The sequence below is a fragment of the Leisingera sp. CC-HEC093 genome, from assembly GCF_059429195.1.
In genome coordinates, this window is sequence record NZ_JCAIJR010000001.1 from 686,829 (window position 1) to 703,861 (window position 17,033).

Consider the following 17,033-nt stretch of genomic DNA (forward strand, 5'->3'; position numbering starts at 1 on the left):
GCATCGGGACCTGTTGACGCCCCGGTGCGGCCCGATTCTGCTTGACCTTTGCGGCCCACCTCTGTTGAACCCCACGTGTCCTTCCCTACACGAGGTGGCAGTCCCCAATGGACGATCAGAACAAAAATCTTATTCTCGCAACCGTACTCAGCTTTCTGGTGATCCTGGGGTGGTATACCTTTTTCCCGCCGCCGGAACCGGAACAGGCACCGGAAACCGCGATCAGTGAGACCGCCCCGGCAGGCGATACCGCCGCCGCACCCAGCGCCGCGGGGGCCGATGCGGTCGCAGATACCGCCCCGGAAGAAGCCGCCGCCCCGGATGCACCGCGCGTTGCCATCGACACGCCCCGCGTCACCGGCAGCATCTCGCTGCAGGGCGGCCGGATCGACGACCTGTCGCTGAAGGACTACCGCGAGACGCTGGACGAAGACTCCCCGATCGTCAAACTGCTGAAACCGGTGGGCGAGGCCGGCGCTTATTACGCGCTTTATGGCTGGGCCCCGGGTGCAGGCCTCACGCTCAGCGATGTGCCGGGCGCCAACACCGTCTGGTCTGCCCCGGACGGCGCCACCCTGTCCCCGGACAGCCCGGTGACGCTCACCTGGGACAACGGCAAGGGCCTGACCTTCTCGCGCACCATCGCGGTGGATGAGGACTACATGTTCTCGGTCACCCAGTCCGTTGCCAACGCCTCCGGCAGCACCGTCTCGCTGGCGCCCTACGGCACCCTGGCCCGCCACGGCCAGCCTGCGGATCTGAAGAACTTCTTCATCCTGCACGAGGGCCTGGTCGGCATGACCGACGGCGAACTGGCCGAGACCGACTATGACGACATGGCCGACTTTGATCCCGACCCGCGCGACGGCTCCAAATCCAGCATCAAGCAGGTCGAGGCCGACGGCTGGATCGGCTTCACCGACCACTACTGGATGTCCACCCTGGTGCCCGCTCCGGGCCAGGGCTTCCGCTCCATCGCCAAGTTCGACGAGCGCCGCGAGATCTACCAGACCGACATCGTGCTGCCGACCGTCACCGTGGCAGAGGGCCAGTCGTCCGAAGTCACCACCCAGCTGTTTGCCGGCGCCAAGGAATGGGAAGCCATCCGCGGCTACGAAAAGGCAGGCATCGCGGGCTTCCTGGACGTCATCGACTGGGGCTGGTTCTTCTTCCTGACCAAGCCGATGTTCTGGCTGCTGCATAACTTGAACGTCCTGATCGGCAACATGGGCTGGGCGATCATCGGCCTCACGGTGGTGATCAAGATCCTGGTGTTCCCGCTGGCCTATAAATCCTATGCCTCCATGGCGAAGATGAAAGAGCTGCAGCCAGAAATGGAGAAGCTCAAGGAACGCGCCGGCGACGACCGCCAGAAGATGCAAAAGGAGATGATGGAGCTGTATAAAAAGGAGAAGGTGAACCCCGCCGCGGGCTGTTTGCCGATCCTGATCCAGATCCCGATCTTCTTCTCGCTCTACAAGGTGATCTTCGTCACCCTGGAACTGCGCCACGCCCCCTTCTTCGGCCCGTTCCAGGACCTCAGCGCGCCCGACCCGACCTCGATCATGAACCTGTTCGGCCTGCTGCCCTTTGCCTCCCCGGCGCCGGAAAGCGTGCTGGCGCTGGTCTTCATCGGCATTCTGCCGATCCTGCTCGGCATCTCGATGTGGCTGCAGCAAAAGCTGAACCCGGCACCCACCGACCCGACCCAGCAGATGATCTTTGCCTGGATGCCCTGGGTGTTCATGTTCATGCTCGGCGGCTTCGCCTCCGGCCTGGTGGTCTACTGGATCGCCAACAACACGATCACCTTCACCCAGCAGTATCTGATCATGCGCAGCCACGGCTATACGCCGGACGTGTTCGGCAACATCAAGTCGGGCTTCAAGAAGAAGCCCAAGGCTGAGAAGGAATGATGCATACCGTTACAGACATCTGGCGCCACCCGCTCAAATCCCATGGGCGGGAGGCACTGGAAGACGTCACCGTGAGCGCCGGGCAGACCATGCCCGGCGACCGCGTTTGGGCGGTCGCGCATGAGGCCTCCACAGCGGATGGCTCCGAATGGGTGCCCTGTGCCAATTTCACCCGCGGCGCCAAGGCGCCGGGGCTGATGGCGATCAATGCCCGGCTCGACGATGCCACCGGCCAGCTGACGCTGAGCCACCCGGCCCGCCCCGATCTGACCTTCGACCCGGAAAACCCGGCGGATCTGCAGCGCTTCCTCGACTGGGAAAAGCCGCTCTTGCCCGCGAACCGGGCCGGATCCTCCCATATTGTCCGGGTGCCGGGGCGCGGCATGACCGATACGGATTTCCCATCGATCACCCTGTGCAACCGGGCGTCTCACCGCGCGGTGGAGCAGGCCATCGGCCACGGCCTCTCGCCCCTGCGCTGGCGCGGCAACATCTGGTTCGACCTGGATGATCCTTGGGCCGAAAACGACTGGCTCGGCCGCGAAGTTCAGATCGGCGAAGCCGTCTTTGCGGTGCGTGAGCGGGTGGTGCGCTGCCTGGCGACCACCGCCAACCCCGAAACCGGCGAACGCGACGCCGATACGCTCAAGACCCTCAAGAACAATTGGGGCCACCAGGATTTCTCGGTTTACGCCGAGGTGGTGCGCGGCGGCGAGATCCGCCTGGGCGACGCGGTTAAGGTGCTGTGATGCAGATGCAGTTTTCCCTGGCCGAAGCGCCGGACGAGATTTCCACTGAGACGGGCCGCAAGCTGTTTGCAGGCGAGACCGAATTCCTGAAGGGCGTGGTGGCGATGAACGGCCTGCCCGATGCCGACCGGCTGGAAGTCTGCTTTGCCGGCCGCTCCAACGTCGGCAAGTCGAGCCTGATCAACGCGCTGACCGGCACCAAGGGCATCGCACGCGCCTCCAACACCCCGGGCCGCACGCAAGAGATCAACTTCTTCACCCAAGGGCCGGAGCTGTATCTGGTCGACCTGCCCGGCTATGGCTATGCCAACGCGCCGCTCAAGGTGGTGGAGCAATGGCAAAAGCTGTTGAAACGCTATCTGTCCGGCCGCCAGAACCTGCGCCGCGCCTTTGTGCTGATCGACAGCCGCCACGGGGTGAAGGCGGTGGATGACGAGATCATGAAGCTCCTGGACAGCTCCGCCGTCACGTTTCAGTGCGTGATGACCAAGGCCGACAAGGTCAAGGAAAAGGACCGCGCCAAGGTGCTGGAGCAGGTCAAGGGGGCGCTGGCGAAACACCCCGCCGCTTACCCTGAGATCGTGCTGACATCCTCCGAGAAGGGCGATGGCATCGCCACCCTGCGCTCCATCATCGCCGGGCTGTAACAAACGTGCTGAGCCGCCTGCCCTCGCTGCTGGTTGTAATCGCCCTGGCCGTGGCCGGGCTGATCCCTTCCGGCTGGATGCCGGCCTCAGCACAGGACGGCAAGGTGCTTTTGGTTATCTGTACCGGCACCGGCTCGGTGGAAACCTGGGTTGACCTCGACGGCGGCGAATCCCATGCCCCGGCCGAGCAGATGGAGGACCGCAGCTGTCCTTTCGCCGGTCTTGGCGCGGTGGCGCTGCTGCCGGACGGTCTGATCGGCCTGAACCTGGCCGCACCTCTCAGCGACCGCTGGTCGCGCGAGGCTTTCACCCATCACACCGCCGGCTTCCACTGGCGCTATGACGCCCGCGGCCCGCCCGCACTCTCCTGATTTTCTGAACAATTCTGACATTTCAGCCGGCGTCCCGCGCGCCCGGCCCCGTTCCGGTATGGAGAGACACCATGGCACCAAGCCAACCGCAATCCGCAGACCAATCACGTCCGCTTACTGAAAAATTCTACTTCGCTGTCTGGCGCTGGCACTTCTATGCCGGCCTGTTTGTGATCCCCTTTCTGATCATGCTGGCCGTCACAGGCCTGATGATGATGTTCATCACCCAATTCGACGGCCGCGACGGCGAGAAGATCACCGTCGCCCAAGGCGCGGCTGAGCTGAGCATCCCCGCGCAGGAGGCCGCTGTTCTGGCCGCCCAGCCCGGCACCATCGCCGAATGGATCGGCCCCAAGGCTCCGGATCTGGCCGCCGTCTTCCGGGTGAAAACCGATGACGGCCAGCGCCTCGTCGCGCTGGATCAATACACCGGCGAGGTGATTGAGGTCTGGGACCGGCGCGCTGGCTGGTACGATCTGGCCGACAATATCCACTCCACCCTTCTGATCGGCGACACCGGCGACCGGCTGATTGAGATCGCCGCCGGTTTGGGCATCGTGCTGGTGCTGACCGGGCTTTACCTGTGGTGGCCGCGCGGCAATGCCATCAGCGCCTTTGTCCCCAACGTCCGCGCGCGCGGCCGCGCTTTGTGGAAGAACCTGCACGCCGTTTCCGGTTTCTGGATGTCGGCGCTCTTGGTGATATTCCTGATCTCCGGTCTGTCGTGGACCGGGATCTGGGGCGGCCAAATGATGCAGGCGTGGTCCACCTTCCCGGCGGCGAAATGGGACAAAGTACCCTTATCCGATGACATCCACGCCAGCATGAACCACGGGCATACCAACGATGTGCCCTGGGCGCTGGAACAGACCCCGATGCCCGCCTCCGGCTCGGGCGCAGGCATCACCGGCGTCGCCGAAGGCGCGGCGGTGGATTCTGCCAGCCTGATTGCTTTGGGACGGGAACTGGGCATGGAGGGCCGCTTCCGCCTCGCCTATCCCGGCGGCGAGACCGGCGTCTGGACCCTCAACCGCGACAGCATGAGCGGCGACGGCGACAGCCCCTTCATCGACCGCACCGTGCATGTGGACCAGTACAGCGGCAAGATCCTGGCAGACGTGAAATACGACGACTATTCCTGGGCTGGCAAGGCGATGGCCGTCAGCATCCCCTTCCACATGGGGCTGATGGGCACATGGAGCTTCCTTCTGAACGTGGTGTTCTGCCTCGCGGTGATCTTTGTCTGCGTCTCCGGCCTGGTGATGTGGGTCAAGCGACGCCCTGCGGGCGCTACCCGCCTCGCTGCGCCGCCAGAACCGGCAGAGATGCCGTTCTGGAAGGGTGCTGCACTGATCGCCGTCATCGTCTCACTGGCCTTTCCGCTCACCGGCCTGGCGCTGCTGGCTGTGCTGGCCTTTGACGTGCTGCTGCTCGGCAACCTGCCGGTACTGAAACGCGCGGTAAGCTGACAGAGCGCCGCCCGGCCTTTGGGCCGGGTGGCATGCCCGCCATCAAACGTGCTGCGCGCCGTTCACCTCGATCTCGGCGCCGGAGATATAGGAACTCCCCTCAGAGCACAGGAAATAGATCGCCGAGGCCACCTCCTCAGGCTGGCCCAGCCGCTGCATCGGCAGCTTCTCGACAATTTTGTCGGTGCCGGGCGACAGGATCGCGGTCTCCACCTCTCCCGGCGCAATCGCATTCACCCGCACCCCCAGCGGCCCGAAGTCATGCGCCATCTCCCGCGTCAGCGCCGCCAGCGCCGCCTTGGAGGTGGCATAGGCAGCGCCGGCAAAGGGATGCACCCGGCTGCCCGCGATCGAGGTCACGTTGACCACCGATCCCTTGGCCGCCGCCAGCTCGTCCTTCAGGCCGCGGGCCAGCACCACAGAGGCAAAGAAATTCACGTGAAACACCTTGCCCCAGTCCATCAGGTCGGTGTTGAGCGTGCTGAGCCGCTCGCCCTCCGGCCCCTTGGGCGAGATGCCCGCGTTGTTGACCAAGGCATCCAGGCGGCCATCCAGCAGCTCCTGGATCCGGCCCACCGCGTTGATGGTGTCCGATGGGTCCGACAGGTCCAGCTGCACATGGTTCTCCTGGCCGCCGCCCCAGGGGCATTCCTGCGGAAAGGGTTGGCGCGAGCAGGTGATCACCCGCCATCCCTCGGCATTGAAACGGCGCACTGTGGCATGGCCGATACCGCGGCTGGCGCCCGTCAGCAGTAATGTCTTCTGGCGCATGGCGCCCTCCTGATGAGAGAATCTGGCCCGAGCCTAGCATCCGCGCCGCCATCTGCAACGGGGTGCGCCAAAGCCTCCCCTTGGCAGACGCGCCGGAACCTCGTAACACTCCCCTGCCAAGGGATGATGCAGCAATGAAGAAACAAGATATGAACCGCGATTGGATTGCCACCGCCGAAACCCTCTCCAGCGCGCTGCCGTATTTCCAGCGCTTTGCCGGGGCGATTGTTGTGATCAAGCTGGGCGGCCACGCCATGGGCAGCGACGAGGCGATGGAGACCTTTGCCCGCGACATCGTGCTGATGCGCCAGGTCGGGGTGAACCCGGTGATCGTGCATGGCGGCGGACCGATGATCAATGCAATGCTGGAAAAGCTGCAGATCCAATCCGAGTTCGTGAACGGCAAGCGGGTAACCGATGCCGCCACCATGGAAGTGGTGGAGATGGTGCTGTCCGGCGTCGTCAACAAACGCATCGTGCAGGCAATCAACCGCCAGGGCGGCCGCGCCGTCGGCCTGTCGGGCAAGGATGCCAGCCTGATCACCTGCGATCAGGCCGACCCGGACCTTGGCTTCGTCGGCGCGCCTGCGGAAATGGACCCCGAGGTTCTGCACGGGCTGTTTGAGAAGAACATGATCCCGGTGATCGCCCCCATCGGCGGCGGCCGCAATGGTGAAACCTACAATATCAACGGCGACACTGCCGCCGGCGCCATCGCCAAGGCGCTTGCGGCCGACCGGCTGCTGCTGCTCACGGATGTGGCCGGCGTCAAAAATGCCGGGGGCGAAGTGGTGACGGAGCTGAAGGCGGCGGACGTCGAGGAGATGACCGCCAGCGGCGTCATCGCCGGCGGCATGATTCCCAAGACCGAAACCGCGCTGGACGCAGTCCGGGGCGGCGTGCGCGCCTGCATCATCGTCGACGGGCGGGTGCAGAACGCGGTGCTGCTGGAGCTGTATACCGACCACGGCGCAGGCTCAATGATCCGGGCCTGACAGCGCGGTGCAATCAGGCCAGCAGGGGCGCTGCCCCTCTTGGCCCTCCCGGGCCAATTCACCCCGGGATATTTTCAGCCAGAAGAACAGGGAATCCGGCCGTCAGCCTCCCGGCGCCTTATAGGTCCCTGCAAGGGCCCCCGCTTTCTTTTGGATTTCCGTAAATTCATCAGTGGTGAAGGCGCGGACGGTCTTGAGGTTGCTGACCGCGCCGCTGGCGCCTGTTACCAGCAGGCCCGCCAGCAGGCTCGACACATCGTCAATCGTAACCTTGATCGCGAAATCATGGTCCCCCGTGGTCATATAGAAGCTCTCCAGCGTGCCGCCCGCTGCCTCGACAAGGGCACGGGCCGCAGCCTCGCGGTCGCTGGGGCTGTCGATCATCGCCTTCATCGCAGAAGACGTGTAGTTCCCGGTCACGATAAATCTTGGCATTCAGTCTCTCCCTGGGGCGGAAGATGCAGGCCGGCCGCAGGCAAGATGCCGGATAGCCCGGCCTGCATGCCCCGCACCGATCATACCACGGATCGCGCTTCCGGCATATGAGCAAGCCTGGCCCGCCTGCAGCCGCCCGGCTGGTTGGAGGCGGTGCTGGAGCAACCGGCTGGAGCCTGCTCTGGCCATTCTGCCGCTGCTGAAATCCGGCGGCAGGAAGACGCCGGCAGGCCAGAGCCCGGCGTTTTTGCCCTGCACCGCCCCTGCGCCGCTGTTAGGCTGCAGCAAACCCGCCAGCCCCGGAGCCCCGAGATGAGCCTGACCGGCACAACCGCCCCCCGCCGCCGCGGCGCCCCGTCTTATGCCGCTGCGGAAACCGCCGCGGCCGAGTCCGGGCTGGCTATCCAGGGTGCGCTGCACCCCGCCCGCCAGCCGGTCCAGGCGCTGAAGAGCGGCACCCTGCTGCTCCTGGGCACGGACAGCGCCTTCTGGCCGCTGCTGACGACCAGCCCGGAATACCGGGATGGCGCCCCGGACCCTGTCGACCGCTGGTCCGCGCGGGTGGTCGGGGCACTGGCAGAAACTCTGGGCGGCACCGCGTATTTTCCGTTCGGCGGTCCGCCCTATACCCCCTTCATCAACTGGGCGCTGGCGTCGGGGCGGTTTTTCACATCGCCGTCACAGATGATGGTGCATGATCAGGCCGGCATGATGATTTCCTTGCGGGGGGCCATTCATTTTGAACAGGAATTTGACATTCCCCCTCCGCCTTTGGCAGACTCACCCTGCCACAGCTGCCCTTCCCGTCCCTGCCTTGCCGCCTGCCCGGTTTCGGCGCTGTCGGACGGAGCCCCCTACGATCTTGAGGCTTGCCACGGCTATCTCGACACAAGCGCAGGTGCCGGCTGCATGACCGGCGGCTGTCTTTCCCGGCGGGCCTGCCCGCTGAGCCGCACCGCCCGCCGGCCCCCGGACCAAACCGCACATCACATGAGGTATTTTCACCCGCAATGACCTGTACCCTGATCCTGACCCGCCACGCCAAATCCGCCTGGGACACCAATGTGCCCAGCGACCACGCCCGCCCGCTGAACAAACGCGGCCGCCGCTCGGCCCCTGCCATCGCCGCCTGGCTGCGCGACAACGGCTACCTGCCGGATCAGGTGATCTCCTCCTCTGCCCAGCGCACCCGCGAAACCTGCGAGCTGATGGAACTGGGGGTGCCCGCCCGGTTCACGGAGCGGCTGTACCACGCCAATTCCGAGATCATCTTCAAGGTGCTGAGCGAGGCGGAGCAGAAGCGGGTCCTGCTGATCGGCCACAATCCCGGCATCGCCGCCTTTGCCCACACCATCGTGTCCAGCCCGCCGGATCATTCGCGATTTGACGATTATCCGACTGGTGCCACGCTGGTGGTGGAGTTCGATATCGGCAGCTGGAAGGACCTGGCCTGGAGCAGCGGCAGGGTGATCGATTTCGCAGTGCCGCGGGAGCTGCTGGGCGAGTAAGCCCTGCGGCAAGGCAGCGCATCCTGCGCGGGAGGCCTCTGGCGCCCGCGCCCTGCCATGCCTAGATTGTCAGCTGGACAGACATTTGCCGGACTGGAGACCGACATGCACCGCCGTTCCCTGCTGCTGGCCGCAGCCGCCCTCCCCTTTGCCGCCCTGCCGGGCCTTGCCGCAGCGGCGGAGACCATCCGCATCATGAAATCCCCGGCTTGCGGCTGCTGCACCGCCTGGGCCGATCATCTGGCTGCCGCCGGTTTCCAGACCGAAGTGCGCAATATGCCGGACGAGGATCTGTGGGCGATGAAGGAGCGGCTGGGCGTCAGCGGCGATCTATCCTCCTGCCACACCGCGATGGCCGGGCCTTATGTGATTGAGGGCCATGTCCCCGCAGCAGACATCCAGCGGCTGCTGGCGGAACAGCCTGCAGCGCTGGGGCTGACCGTGCCGGGGATGCCGATCGGCTCGCCCGGGATGGAAATGGGCGATGAGCGGGAGGCGTTCGATACCCTGTTGATCCTGGCGGATGGCACGGCAGAGGTGTTCGCAAGCCACTCCTGACCAAAGAACCCTGAACGAAAAAGGCCGGGCAAACGCCCGGCCTTTCTGTTTCACGGTACTGGCGCCTCAGTGGCCCAGGATCTGGCTGAGGAACAGCTTGGTGCGGTCGCTCTTCGGGTTGTTGAAGAACTCTTCCGGCTCGTTCTGTTCGACGATCTGGCCTGCGTCCATGAAGATCACCCGGTTCGCCACCTGACGGGCAAAGCCCATCTCGTGAGTCACGCAAAGCATGGTCATGCCTTCCTCGGCGAGCTCGATCATGGTGTCGAGCACCTCCTTGATCATTTCCGGGTCCAGCGCCGATGTCGGTTCATCGAACAGCATGATGCGCGGCATCATGCAAAGCGAGCGCGCGATGGCCACACGCTGCTGCTGGCCGCCCGACAGCATGCCCGGGTACTTGTGGGCCTGCTCCGGGATCTTCACCTTCTCCAGGAAGTGCATCGCCCGCTCTTCGGCCTCTTTCTTGGGCGTTTTGCGGACCCAGATCGGCGCCAGGGTGCAGTTCTCCAGGATGGTCAGATGCGGGAACAGGTTGAAGTGCTGGAACACCATGCCGACCTCGGAACGGATCTTATCGATGTTCTTGAGGTCGTTGGACAGTTCGGTGCCATCCACCACGATCTTGCCCTGCTGGTGCTCTTCCAGCGCGTTGAGGCAGCGGATCAGGGTGGATTTGCCGGAGCCAGACGGGCCCGCGATCACGATCCGCTCGCCCTGGTTGACGGTCAGATTGATGTCGCGCAGCACGTGGAACGAACCGTACCACTTGTTCATGCTGTTGATTTCGATGGCGACTTCGTCGCTCACCTGCATCTTGGAGCGGTCGATTTGACGGTCGGACATAAGTTCAGACATATGTTGAACTCCTTAACGGTGGTCGGTGGCGAGACGGCGCTCGAGCCACTGTGAGTATTGAGAAATGCCGTAGCAGACGACGAAGAACAGCAAGGCAGCAAAGCCCAGAAGCTCCCAATAGACCCCGTTCCACTCAGTGGAGGCGAGGATCGGGCCGCGGATCATGCCCACCAGGTCGAACATCGAAATGACCGAAACCAGGGTGGTGTCCTTGAACAGGCCGACGGCCACGTTCACGATGCCCGGGATGGAGATCTTCAGCGCCTGCGGCAGGATGATCAGCCGCATCGCCTGGGGGTAATCCAGGCCAAGGCTGTCTGCTGCCTCATACTGTCCCTTCGGCAAGGCCGCGAGACCGCCGCGGATCACCTCGGCGATATAGGCTGCCGAGAACATGGTGATCATGATCACCACGCGCAGGAACAGGTCGACGGTGCTTTCCGGCGGGAAGAAGTAGGCCAGCATCACCGAGGCCACGAACAGCAGCGTGATCAGCGGCACGCCACGGACGAACTCGATGAACACGACGCACATCCACTTGATCAGCGGCATGTCCGACTGGCGGCCCAGCGCCAGCGCGATGCCCAGCGGCAGCGACAGCGACACACAGGTCACGCCCAGCATCAGGTTCAGCATGAAGCCGCCCAGATCGCGCGAAGGCACCGCTTGCAGCATGGCGTTGTCAGACGCCCCGTCGGGGATCATCCAGCCGCCCAGGAACCACACCGCAAAGGCCGCGGCAATCGCCCCGAAGAAACCGGCTGCAAAGCTGCTCTTGCCATAGGTCTGGAACACCAGCGCGCCCGCGGCAAAGCCCACCATCGCCACCACCGGCGCAAGGATGGTGCCGCCCCAGATCAGCCAGAAGGCCAGAAACGGGTAGATCGCGGTGAAGGCCAGCAGCTTGCGCGGCAGGTCAAAAAACAGCACCGGCGCGATCGCAACCAGCAGCAGCACCAGGGCCAGGTTCGGCCGCCAGTACTGATCCGACGGGTATTTGAAACCATAGAGAAGCTGGTTCCAGCGCTCGGTCAGGACCGAAAAACAGGCGCCGGTCCTGCCCTCCAGCACTTCGCGGCATTCCGCCAGCGAACTGGTGGTCCACACCCCGTTCAACAGCCATGGCAGGGTCTTGCTGAGCAGAACATAGATGACCAGCAAAGACGCAATGGTCAGGATAGAGTTCACCGCGTTGGAAAACAGGTTCTCCCGCAGCCATTTGACTGCGCCGGTTTCCCCTGCCGGCGGCGGGGCCGGCGGGATCTCGGTTTCGCGGACAAAGGCGATGGTTTGTGCATGTGTATCACTCATGTCTCAGCGCTCCTTCAACTTTACCGATGCGTTGTAGACGTTCATGACCATCGAGATTGTCAGCGAAGCGGTCAGGTAGAACAGCATCAAGAGCAGAACACATTCAATGGCGCGGCCGGTCTGGTTCAGGGTGATCCCGCCCAGAGTCGCGGTGATATCCGCATAGCCCACGGCAATCGCCAGCGAGGAGTTCTTGGTGATGTTGAGGAAGTTGGAGATGAGCGGCGGGATGATCACCCGCAGCGCCTGCGGCAGAACCACCAGGTTCATCACCCGGCGCGGACGCAGGCCCAGCGCCGATGCGGCCTCGGTCTGGCCTTTGGACACCGCCTGGATACCGGCCCGGACGTTCTCCGCGATGAAGGCACCGGTATAGATCGACAGGGCGAACCACAGCGCGATCAGCGGGCCGCCGATCTTGATGCCGCCGCTGAAGTTGAAGCCCTTCAGCTCAGGGTATTCCCAGGTCAGCCCCATGATCAGCATCAGCGCCAGGAACGGCACCAGCCAGGCCGCGAGGATCAGCGCCGTGGTCTTGGGCCGCACACCGGTCGCTTCCTGTTTGTTGTTGGCCCAGACGTTGATCTGATGCGCCGCAATCCAGGAGCCTGCAAATCCGGCCAGCACCAGCAGCCAGTTCATTGCCGTGCTGGCGAAAATGCCGTTCTCAAACCAGGGCATCGGAGTGTAAATGCCGCGGTTGGTGAAGGCAAAGGCGTCAAACAGCATGCTGGAGGTGGCATTGTCGCCGCGGAAGGCCCGCGGCCCCGGCAGCACCGCCGTCATGATGGTGAAGATGATGATGATCCAGATCAGTACCGGAATGTTGCGGAAGATCTCAACGTAGACCGCCATCAGCTTGGACACGAGCCAGTTGTTGGACAACCGCAGAACCCCGGCGACCACCCCGAACACGGTGGCGGTGATACAGGCCAGGAAGGCCACCAGCAGCGTGTTCAAGAGCCCGACCAGTGCCGCTTTGGCGTGGCTCGACTGGCTGTCGTATTCAACCAGGCGCTGGTTGATGTCATAGCCGGACGGATCGCCCAGGAAGGTGTAGGAAATATTGAGCCCGGCAGCGCGAAGGTTCTGGATAAGGTTGTTTCCGAGATACCAGATGCACAAGGCAAGAACGATAGCCGCGATCACCTGAAACGTCAGTGAACGGTAGCGGGTATCGTTGATGAGCATAGACAGCCGAAAGCTTTGGTTCGGCGGGTCAGTCAACGTTGACATATATTGTGATCCCCTGACTCCGGCGTCGTGATCCTGGCGGGGTTGTCCCCGCTCCGCAGCTGGCCGGAGCTTTTTTCATGATAGGAAAAGGGCGCAGGAAATTCCTGCGCCCCTCCCGGTGGTGTGTTTAGCGGAACGGCGGAGCGTACAGCAGGCCGCCTTCGGTCCACTGGGCGTTCAGGCCGCGGGCCAGGCCGACCGGAGTGTCTTCACCGATGTTCTTGGCAAAGATCTCGCCGTAGTTGCCTTCCGATGCGATTGCGTTCTTGGCCCAGTCAGCCGGCAGGCCCAGCATTTCGCCCAGGGTGCCTTCGGTGCCCAGCAGGCGGTTGATTTCCGGGTTCTCGGTGCCGGCTGCCATCTCGCTCAGGTTGGCCGAGGTCACGCCCAGCTCTTCTGCCGCGATCAGCGCCATCAGGCTCCAGCGGACAACGTCGCCCCACTCGTGGTCGCCATGGCGGACCAGCGGGCCCAGCGGCTCCTTGGAGATGATTTCCGGCAGGATCACGTGGCCGGCCGGATCGTCGAAGGTGGCGCGGGTTGCGGCCAGGCCGGAGGCGTCAGTGGTGTAGACGTCACAGGCGCCTGCCAGGTACTGCTGCTGCGCTTCGGCGTTGGTTTCGATCGGAACCGGCTCATACGAGATGTTGTTGGAGCGGAAGAAGTCCGCCAGGTTCAGCTCGGTGGTGGTGCCGGTCTGGATGCAGACGGTGGCGCCGTCCAGTTCCTTGGCCGAGGACACGCCCAGCTCTTTCGGGACCATGAAGCCCTGGCCGTCATAGTAGTTGACGCCCACGAATTCGAACTTCAGGTCGACGTCGCGGCTGAAGGTCCAGGTGGTGTTGCGGGCCAGCACGTCGATCTCGCCGGATGCCAGCGCGGTAAAGCGGGTCTTGCCGGTGGTCGGCACGAATTCAACGGCGCTCGAGTCGCCCAGCACGGCTGCAGCCACAGCACGGCACACGGCAACGTCAAAGCCTTCCCATTCCCCGTTTGCATTCGGGGCCGCAAAACCGACCAGACCGGTGGTGACGCCGCAGTTCAGCTTGCCGCGGGCCTTGACGTCGTCCAGCGTGCCGGCGGATACAGCGCCAGCCGCAAGACCGGCAAAGGTCATTGCGCCCAAAATAACGGATTTTTTCATATTTACCTCTTCCTGATAGCCCGCCATTCGGCGGTTCTTATTTTCCGGCGATCCCCCGCCGGATATGAGACTGAAGAAGGGTCCTCCCCTAATTCGTGGCTGAGTTTGGGCGCATTCATCAGCAAACGTCAAGGGCGCTATCAGGAATTTCGATGTACGAATTCCGCACGCAGGGCCTGCGCACGGAATTTTGTTTCGGCTTCCCCCTGTGGAAAAGTAATTTCTTGTCCGCTCAGGAAAAATCGTAGAATCGCTTGGCGTGCAGGAACTCCAGCCGTTTCACTTCGGCGGCGGCCTGCGCTTCCTCGTCCACGCCCCACAGTTCCTCCTGCCAGCGCTCGTCCAGGCGCGACAGCTGCCAGATCTCCTCTGCGCTGCGGCAGCCGCAAGCCGCCGCAAACCCAAGGATCAAAGAGCCTGAAATGCCTACCAGGTCGTGAAAAGCGGCCAGCTGGAAGGGTGACATGGCGCGGACCTTCTCTGCCAGAACGGCCAGCGCCGCCGCCTCCTGCGGCTGGTGCAGAACCCCGGCGCGCGGCTGCAGCCGTGCCCCCAGTTCCGCCTCTGCCCAGTCCAGCAGCGGGTCCCATTCGGCGGCCTGCCGGGCGGCCAGTTCGGCCGGGGACTCCGCCCGGTAACACAAAAGATCGGTGTCCCCGTATTCGGCCAGCATCGCCGCCACTTCGCTGTGCTGATGTGTCACCTTGTCAATCGCAGCGTTGGCAGAGCGGGTGCAGGGCATGGTTTTCGGGTCTACTGATTCGGCCTGGGCGTCCCACTCCGCGGCAATCGCCTCACCCATCGCCCGGGTCGGCACCATCAGCGGCGCCTTGGCGGGCGTCCTGACCCGGCGGCTGTCCAGCTCCACCGCAAACCCGTCTGCGGTCTCCGCCACGGTGACCGCTTTCCAGAACCGTTTCTGTGCCCAGCCGCTCATTCCTTAGCCCTTCCAGATTTCTGCCAGCAGCGAGCGCAGCTCCGCGAAATCGCGGATCAGATAATCGGCGCCCAAGGTTTCTGCCGGGTGATAGCCCCAGGGCACGGCAATGGTGGTGACCCCCGCAGCGCGCCCCATTTCAATGTCAAACCGCGTGTCGCCGATCATCACGGTGTTTTCGCGTTCCACCCCGGTTTCCGCCATCGCGGTCAGAACCATCGACGGATGCGGTTTCGAGGGATGGTGATCCGCCACCTGCCGGGTCACAAAACAGTTCAGCCCATGCGCCGCGATCAGCGCGTCAACACCGCGCTGGGATTTGCCGGTGGCAACCCCCAGCAGGTATTCCGGCACCTCGTTCAGCTCTGCCAGCATCTCCCGCGTTCCGGGATACAGCGGCGAATGCGCGGCACCCGCCGCCTCACGCGCCAGCATGTAGGAGGATTTATAGCCTTCCACCAGCGCCTCCAGAGTTGCCGCATCCTGCTCCGGTGCCAGCTCTGCCATAGCCAGCGGCAGCGACAGGCCGACGATGGACAGGATCTTCTCGCGCGGCGGTGTTTCCAGGCCAACCCCTTGAAAAGCCTCGGCCATAGCGCCGGTGATCGCGCCCTGGCTGTCGGCCAGGGTGCCATCGACGTCAAACAGGATCAGCCGCAGGTCTGCGTTCACTTCAGATCCTCAAACGGGTCGTCCGCCGCCAGATCCTCAGCCCAGCCGAACGTGTCCCAGCTTTCCTTCATATGGTCAGGCAGCGGCGCCACCACTGAAACCTGCTTGTGCGTGACCGGATGTTCAAACACCATCCGGCGCGCGTGCAGATGCAGCTTCTTGGAGATCACCCCGCCGATCTGCGCGCCCCAACCGTCGCCCAGGTTCTCCTGGCCGGAGCCGCCGTATTTGCCGTCACCGGCAATCGGATGGCCCATGCCGGACATATGCGCCCGCAGCTGGTGGGTGCGCCCTGTAATGGGCTCCATCGCCACCCAGGCGGCACGGCTGGCGACGCGGTAGAGCGTGGCATAAAGCGTATGCGCCCGCTTGGCGCCGTATGTGCCGTCAATATCGTGCGGATGCACGTTGATCATCTTCTCGCCTTCGCCGGACTTGCCGTGGCCCGGTGCCTTGACCAACCCGTTCTTGATCTCGCCCAGGTACGGTGTCGGCACACCGGCGACCAGCGCCCAGTAAATCTTGCGGGTGTTCTTGTGGCGGAAGGCGGCGGTCAGTCCCTGCGCCGCCTTGCGGTTGCGCGCCAGCACCAGCACGCCAGAGGTGTCCTTGTCGATCCGGTGCACCAGCTTGGGCTTGTCCTCCAGCCCGAACTTCAGCGCCTCAGCCAGCCCGTCCACATGCTTGGTGGTGCCGGAGCCGCCCTGCACCGCCAGCCCTGCGGGCTTGTTCAGCACGATCACGTCATCGTCGCGGTAGATCACACAGGACTGGATCATCTTTGCATCGGCGTCCGAGACCTTCATCTCGCGCGGTGCGGCAGGTTTCAGGTCGCTGTCCGCCAGCGGCGGCACCCGCACCACCTGCCCCGCCTCAACGCGGGTATTGGCCTTGACCCGGCCGCCATCCAGCCGCAGCTCGCCCTTGCGGCACATCTTCTCGATGCGGCCCTGGTTCACATGCGGAAACAGCCGCCGCAGCCAGCGGTCAATGCGCTGGCCGCTGTCGTCTTCGCTGACGGTAATCATCTGAACGCCGCTCATGCGAACACTCCCCTTGCGGCCATCAGGCCCAGAAACAAACCGCCCACGGACAATCCAACGGACAGAACAACATAAAGCGCCGCCTGCCCGAAGGCGCCGCGCTCGATCAGGTTGGCGGTCTCCAGCGAGAACGCCGAGAAGGTGGTGAACCCGCCCAGCAGCCCAGTCATCACCAAGGGGCTGAGGTGGGTCAGCCCGCGCATGGCGGCGGCGACCACAAACACCCCCATCAGAAAGGAGCCGATCACGTTGACGGTGATCACCGCAACCGGAAAGTCGTGATGCCCCATGACCCGGATGATGCCCAGCCCGGCCAGGTAACGGCACACCGCCCCGATTGCGCCGCCAAGGGCCACCATGGAAACCGAAGAAATCATCCCCGTCCTGTCGCCGGCACAGGCAGGGATGTCAAG

General features: G+C 63.9%; 19 protein-coding genes. 9 read left to right on the forward strand and 10 right to left on the reverse strand.

Features of this window, described 5'->3' with window-relative positions; all coding sequences use genetic code 11:
• Positions 1-107 precede the first annotated feature (107 nt).
• The 5 genes from yidC to AC5STB_RS03345 all read left to right on the forward strand — a co-directional run bounded on the left by yidC (position 108) and on the right by AC5STB_RS03345 (position 5,152).
• Positions 108-1,916: a membrane protein insertase YidC gene (gene yidC, locus AC5STB_RS03325; protein ID WP_495441570.1), complete on the forward strand. Its 1,809-nt coding sequence runs from the start codon at positions 108-110 to the stop codon at positions 1,914-1,916.
• A complete protein-coding gene (locus tag AC5STB_RS03330; RefSeq protein WP_495441572.1) occupies positions 1,913-2,665 on the forward strand; it encodes an MOSC domain-containing protein in 753 nt (250 codons plus the stop codon). The genes yidC and AC5STB_RS03330 overlap by 4 nt, the downstream gene beginning before the upstream one ends.
• The gene (gene yihA / locus AC5STB_RS03335) at positions 2,665-3,312 is read left to right on the forward strand and encodes a ribosome biogenesis GTP-binding protein YihA/YsxC (protein ID WP_495441573.1); all 648 of its coding nucleotides are present in this window, start codon (positions 2,665-2,667) and stop codon (positions 3,310-3,312) included. The genes AC5STB_RS03330 and yihA overlap by 1 nt, the downstream gene beginning before the upstream one ends.
• Before the next feature lie 5 nt (positions 3,313-3,317).
• Positions 3,318-3,683 (forward strand): DUF2946 family protein, encoded by a 366-nt coding sequence (locus AC5STB_RS03340; protein WP_495441574.1) that lies wholly within the window; start codon positions 3,318-3,320, stop codon positions 3,681-3,683.
• A gap of 71 nt (positions 3,684-3,754) precedes the next feature.
• Positions 3,755-5,152 carry a PepSY-associated TM helix domain-containing protein gene (locus tag AC5STB_RS03345; RefSeq protein WP_495441575.1) on the forward strand — a complete coding sequence of 466 codons (1,398 nt, stop codon included), beginning with the start codon at positions 3,755-3,757 and terminating at the stop codon, positions 5,150-5,152.
• A 42-nt stretch (positions 5,153-5,194) separates the two neighbouring features.
• Here AC5STB_RS03345 and AC5STB_RS03350 read toward each other — a convergent pair whose 3' ends face one another.
• Positions 5,195-5,923: an SDR family NAD(P)-dependent oxidoreductase gene (locus AC5STB_RS03350; RefSeq protein ID WP_495441576.1), complete on the reverse strand. Its 729-nt coding sequence runs from the start codon at positions 5,921-5,923 to the stop codon at positions 5,195-5,197.
• Positions 5,924-6,057: 134 nt separating this feature from the next.
• Between AC5STB_RS03350 and argB the strand changes: the two genes are divergently transcribed.
• Positions 6,058-6,918, forward strand: coding sequence for an acetylglutamate kinase (gene argB / locus AC5STB_RS03355; protein ID WP_495441577.1), 861 nt, complete (start codon positions 6,058-6,060; stop codon positions 6,916-6,918).
• Positions 6,919-7,020: 102 nt separating this feature from the next.
• On the opposite strand, the gene AC5STB_RS03360 is transcribed toward argB, so the two are convergent.
• Positions 7,021-7,353, reverse strand: a complete 333-nt coding sequence (locus AC5STB_RS03360; RefSeq protein WP_495441578.1) for a GYD domain-containing protein — start codon at positions 7,351-7,353, stop codon at positions 7,021-7,023.
• 312 nt (positions 7,354-7,665) lie between these two features.
• On the opposite strand from AC5STB_RS03360, the gene AC5STB_RS03365 reads away from it, so the two are divergent.
• The 3 genes from AC5STB_RS03365 to AC5STB_RS03375 all read left to right on the forward strand — a co-directional run bounded on the left by AC5STB_RS03365 (position 7,666) and on the right by AC5STB_RS03375 (position 9,419).
• Positions 7,666-8,367 (forward strand): ferredoxin, encoded by a 702-nt coding sequence (locus AC5STB_RS03365; protein ID WP_495441579.1) that lies wholly within the window; start codon positions 7,666-7,668, stop codon positions 8,365-8,367.
• Entirely contained in the window at positions 8,364-8,861 is a 498-nt protein-coding gene (locus AC5STB_RS03370; RefSeq protein WP_495441580.1) for a SixA phosphatase family protein, read from the forward strand. Before AC5STB_RS03365 ends, AC5STB_RS03370 begins: the two co-directional genes overlap by 4 nt.
• 105 nt (positions 8,862-8,966) lie before the next feature.
• On the forward strand, positions 8,967-9,419 hold the full coding sequence (locus AC5STB_RS03375) for a DUF411 domain-containing protein (protein WP_495441581.1): 453 nt from the start codon (positions 8,967-8,969) through the stop codon (positions 9,417-9,419).
• 66 nt (positions 9,420-9,485) lie between these two features.
• Here AC5STB_RS03375 and AC5STB_RS03380 read toward each other — a convergent pair whose 3' ends face one another.
• The 8 genes from AC5STB_RS03380 to crcB form a co-directional block, all read right to left on the reverse strand.
• Entirely contained in the window at positions 9,486-10,277 is a 792-nt protein-coding gene (locus tag AC5STB_RS03380) for an amino acid ABC transporter ATP-binding protein (protein ID WP_495441582.1), read from the reverse strand.
• A 12-nt stretch (positions 10,278-10,289) separates the two neighbouring features.
• On the reverse strand, positions 10,290-11,588 hold the full coding sequence (locus AC5STB_RS03385) for an amino acid ABC transporter permease (RefSeq protein ID WP_495441584.1): 1,299 nt from the start codon (positions 11,586-11,588) through the stop codon (positions 10,290-10,292).
• 3 nt (positions 11,589-11,591) lie between these two features.
• Positions 11,592-12,824 (reverse strand): amino acid ABC transporter permease, encoded by a 1,233-nt coding sequence (locus tag AC5STB_RS03390; protein ID WP_495441585.1) that lies wholly within the window; start codon positions 12,822-12,824, stop codon positions 11,592-11,594.
• Positions 12,825-12,951: 127 nt separating this feature from the next.
• Entirely contained in the window at positions 12,952-13,968 is a 1,017-nt protein-coding gene (locus tag AC5STB_RS03395; protein ID WP_495441586.1) for an amino acid ABC transporter substrate-binding protein, read from the reverse strand.
• A 232-nt stretch (positions 13,969-14,200) separates the two neighbouring features.
• On the reverse strand, positions 14,201-14,905 hold the full coding sequence (locus AC5STB_RS03400; protein ID WP_495441587.1) for an ATP12 family chaperone protein: 705 nt from the start codon (positions 14,903-14,905) through the stop codon (positions 14,201-14,203).
• A 3-nt stretch (positions 14,906-14,908) separates the two neighbouring features.
• Complete coding sequence (locus tag AC5STB_RS03405; RefSeq protein WP_495441588.1) at positions 14,909-15,577, reverse strand: HAD family hydrolase; 669 nt, start codon at positions 15,575-15,577, stop codon at positions 14,909-14,911.
• Positions 15,574-16,620, reverse strand: coding sequence for an RluA family pseudouridine synthase (locus AC5STB_RS03410; protein WP_495441589.1), 1,047 nt, complete (start codon positions 16,618-16,620; stop codon positions 15,574-15,576). Before AC5STB_RS03410 ends, AC5STB_RS03405 begins: the two co-directional genes overlap by 4 nt.
• The gene (gene crcB / locus AC5STB_RS03415) at positions 16,617-16,997 is read right to left on the reverse strand and encodes a fluoride efflux transporter CrcB (protein WP_495441590.1); all 381 of its coding nucleotides are present in this window, start codon (positions 16,995-16,997) and stop codon (positions 16,617-16,619) included. The genes AC5STB_RS03410 and crcB overlap by 4 nt, the downstream gene beginning before the upstream one ends.
• Positions 16,998-17,033: the final 36 nt, after the last annotated feature.

What these genes read in the sequence shown, in the direction of transcription:
- AC5STB_RS03360 (WP_495441578.1), bottom strand. Translation starts at nt 7,353, where the DNA reads ATGCCAAGATTTATCGTGACCGGGAACTACACGTCTTCTGCGATGAAG.
- AC5STB_RS03410 (WP_495441589.1), bottom strand. Translation starts at nt 16,620, where the DNA reads ATGAGCGGCGTTCAGATGATTACCGTCAGCGAAGACGACAGCGGCCAG.
- AC5STB_RS03390 (WP_495441585.1), bottom strand. Translation starts at nt 12,824, where the DNA reads ATGTCAACGTTGACTGACCCGCCGAACCAAAGCTTTCGGCTGTCTATG.
- AC5STB_RS03365 (WP_495441579.1), top strand. Translation starts at nt 7,666, where the DNA reads ATGAGCCTGACCGGCACAACCGCCCCCCGCCGCCGCGGCGCCCCGTCT.
- AC5STB_RS03385 (WP_495441584.1), bottom strand. Translation starts at nt 11,588, where the DNA reads ATGAGTGATACACATGCACAAACCATCGCCTTTGTCCGCGAAACCGAG.
- argB (WP_495441577.1), top strand. Translation starts at nt 6,058, where the DNA reads ATGAAGAAACAAGATATGAACCGCGATTGGATTGCCACCGCCGAAACC.
- yidC (WP_495441570.1), top strand. Translation starts at nt 108, where the DNA reads ATGGACGATCAGAACAAAAATCTTATTCTCGCAACCGTACTCAGCTTT.
- AC5STB_RS03380 (WP_495441582.1), bottom strand. Translation starts at nt 10,277, where the DNA reads ATGTCTGAACTTATGTCCGACCGTCAAATCGACCGCTCCAAGATGCAG.
- AC5STB_RS03400 (WP_495441587.1), bottom strand. Translation starts at nt 14,905, where the DNA reads ATGAGCGGCTGGGCACAGAAACGGTTCTGGAAAGCGGTCACCGTGGCG.
- yihA (WP_495441573.1), top strand. Translation starts at nt 2,665, where the DNA reads ATGCAGATGCAGTTTTCCCTGGCCGAAGCGCCGGACGAGATTTCCACT.
- AC5STB_RS03395 (WP_495441586.1), bottom strand. Translation starts at nt 13,968, where the DNA reads ATGAAAAAATCCGTTATTTTGGGCGCAATGACCTTTGCCGGTCTTGCG.
- AC5STB_RS03370 (WP_495441580.1), top strand. Translation starts at nt 8,364, where the DNA reads ATGACCTGTACCCTGATCCTGACCCGCCACGCCAAATCCGCCTGGGAC.
- AC5STB_RS03350 (WP_495441576.1), bottom strand. Translation starts at nt 5,923, where the DNA reads ATGCGCCAGAAGACATTACTGCTGACGGGCGCCAGCCGCGGTATCGGC.
- AC5STB_RS03345 (WP_495441575.1), top strand. Translation starts at nt 3,755, where the DNA reads ATGGCACCAAGCCAACCGCAATCCGCAGACCAATCACGTCCGCTTACT.
- AC5STB_RS03330 (WP_495441572.1), top strand. Translation starts at nt 1,913, where the DNA reads ATGATGCATACCGTTACAGACATCTGGCGCCACCCGCTCAAATCCCAT.
- crcB (WP_495441590.1), bottom strand. Translation starts at nt 16,997, where the DNA reads ATGATTTCTTCGGTTTCCATGGTGGCCCTTGGCGGCGCAATCGGGGCG.
- AC5STB_RS03375 (WP_495441581.1), top strand. Translation starts at nt 8,967, where the DNA reads ATGCACCGCCGTTCCCTGCTGCTGGCCGCAGCCGCCCTCCCCTTTGCC.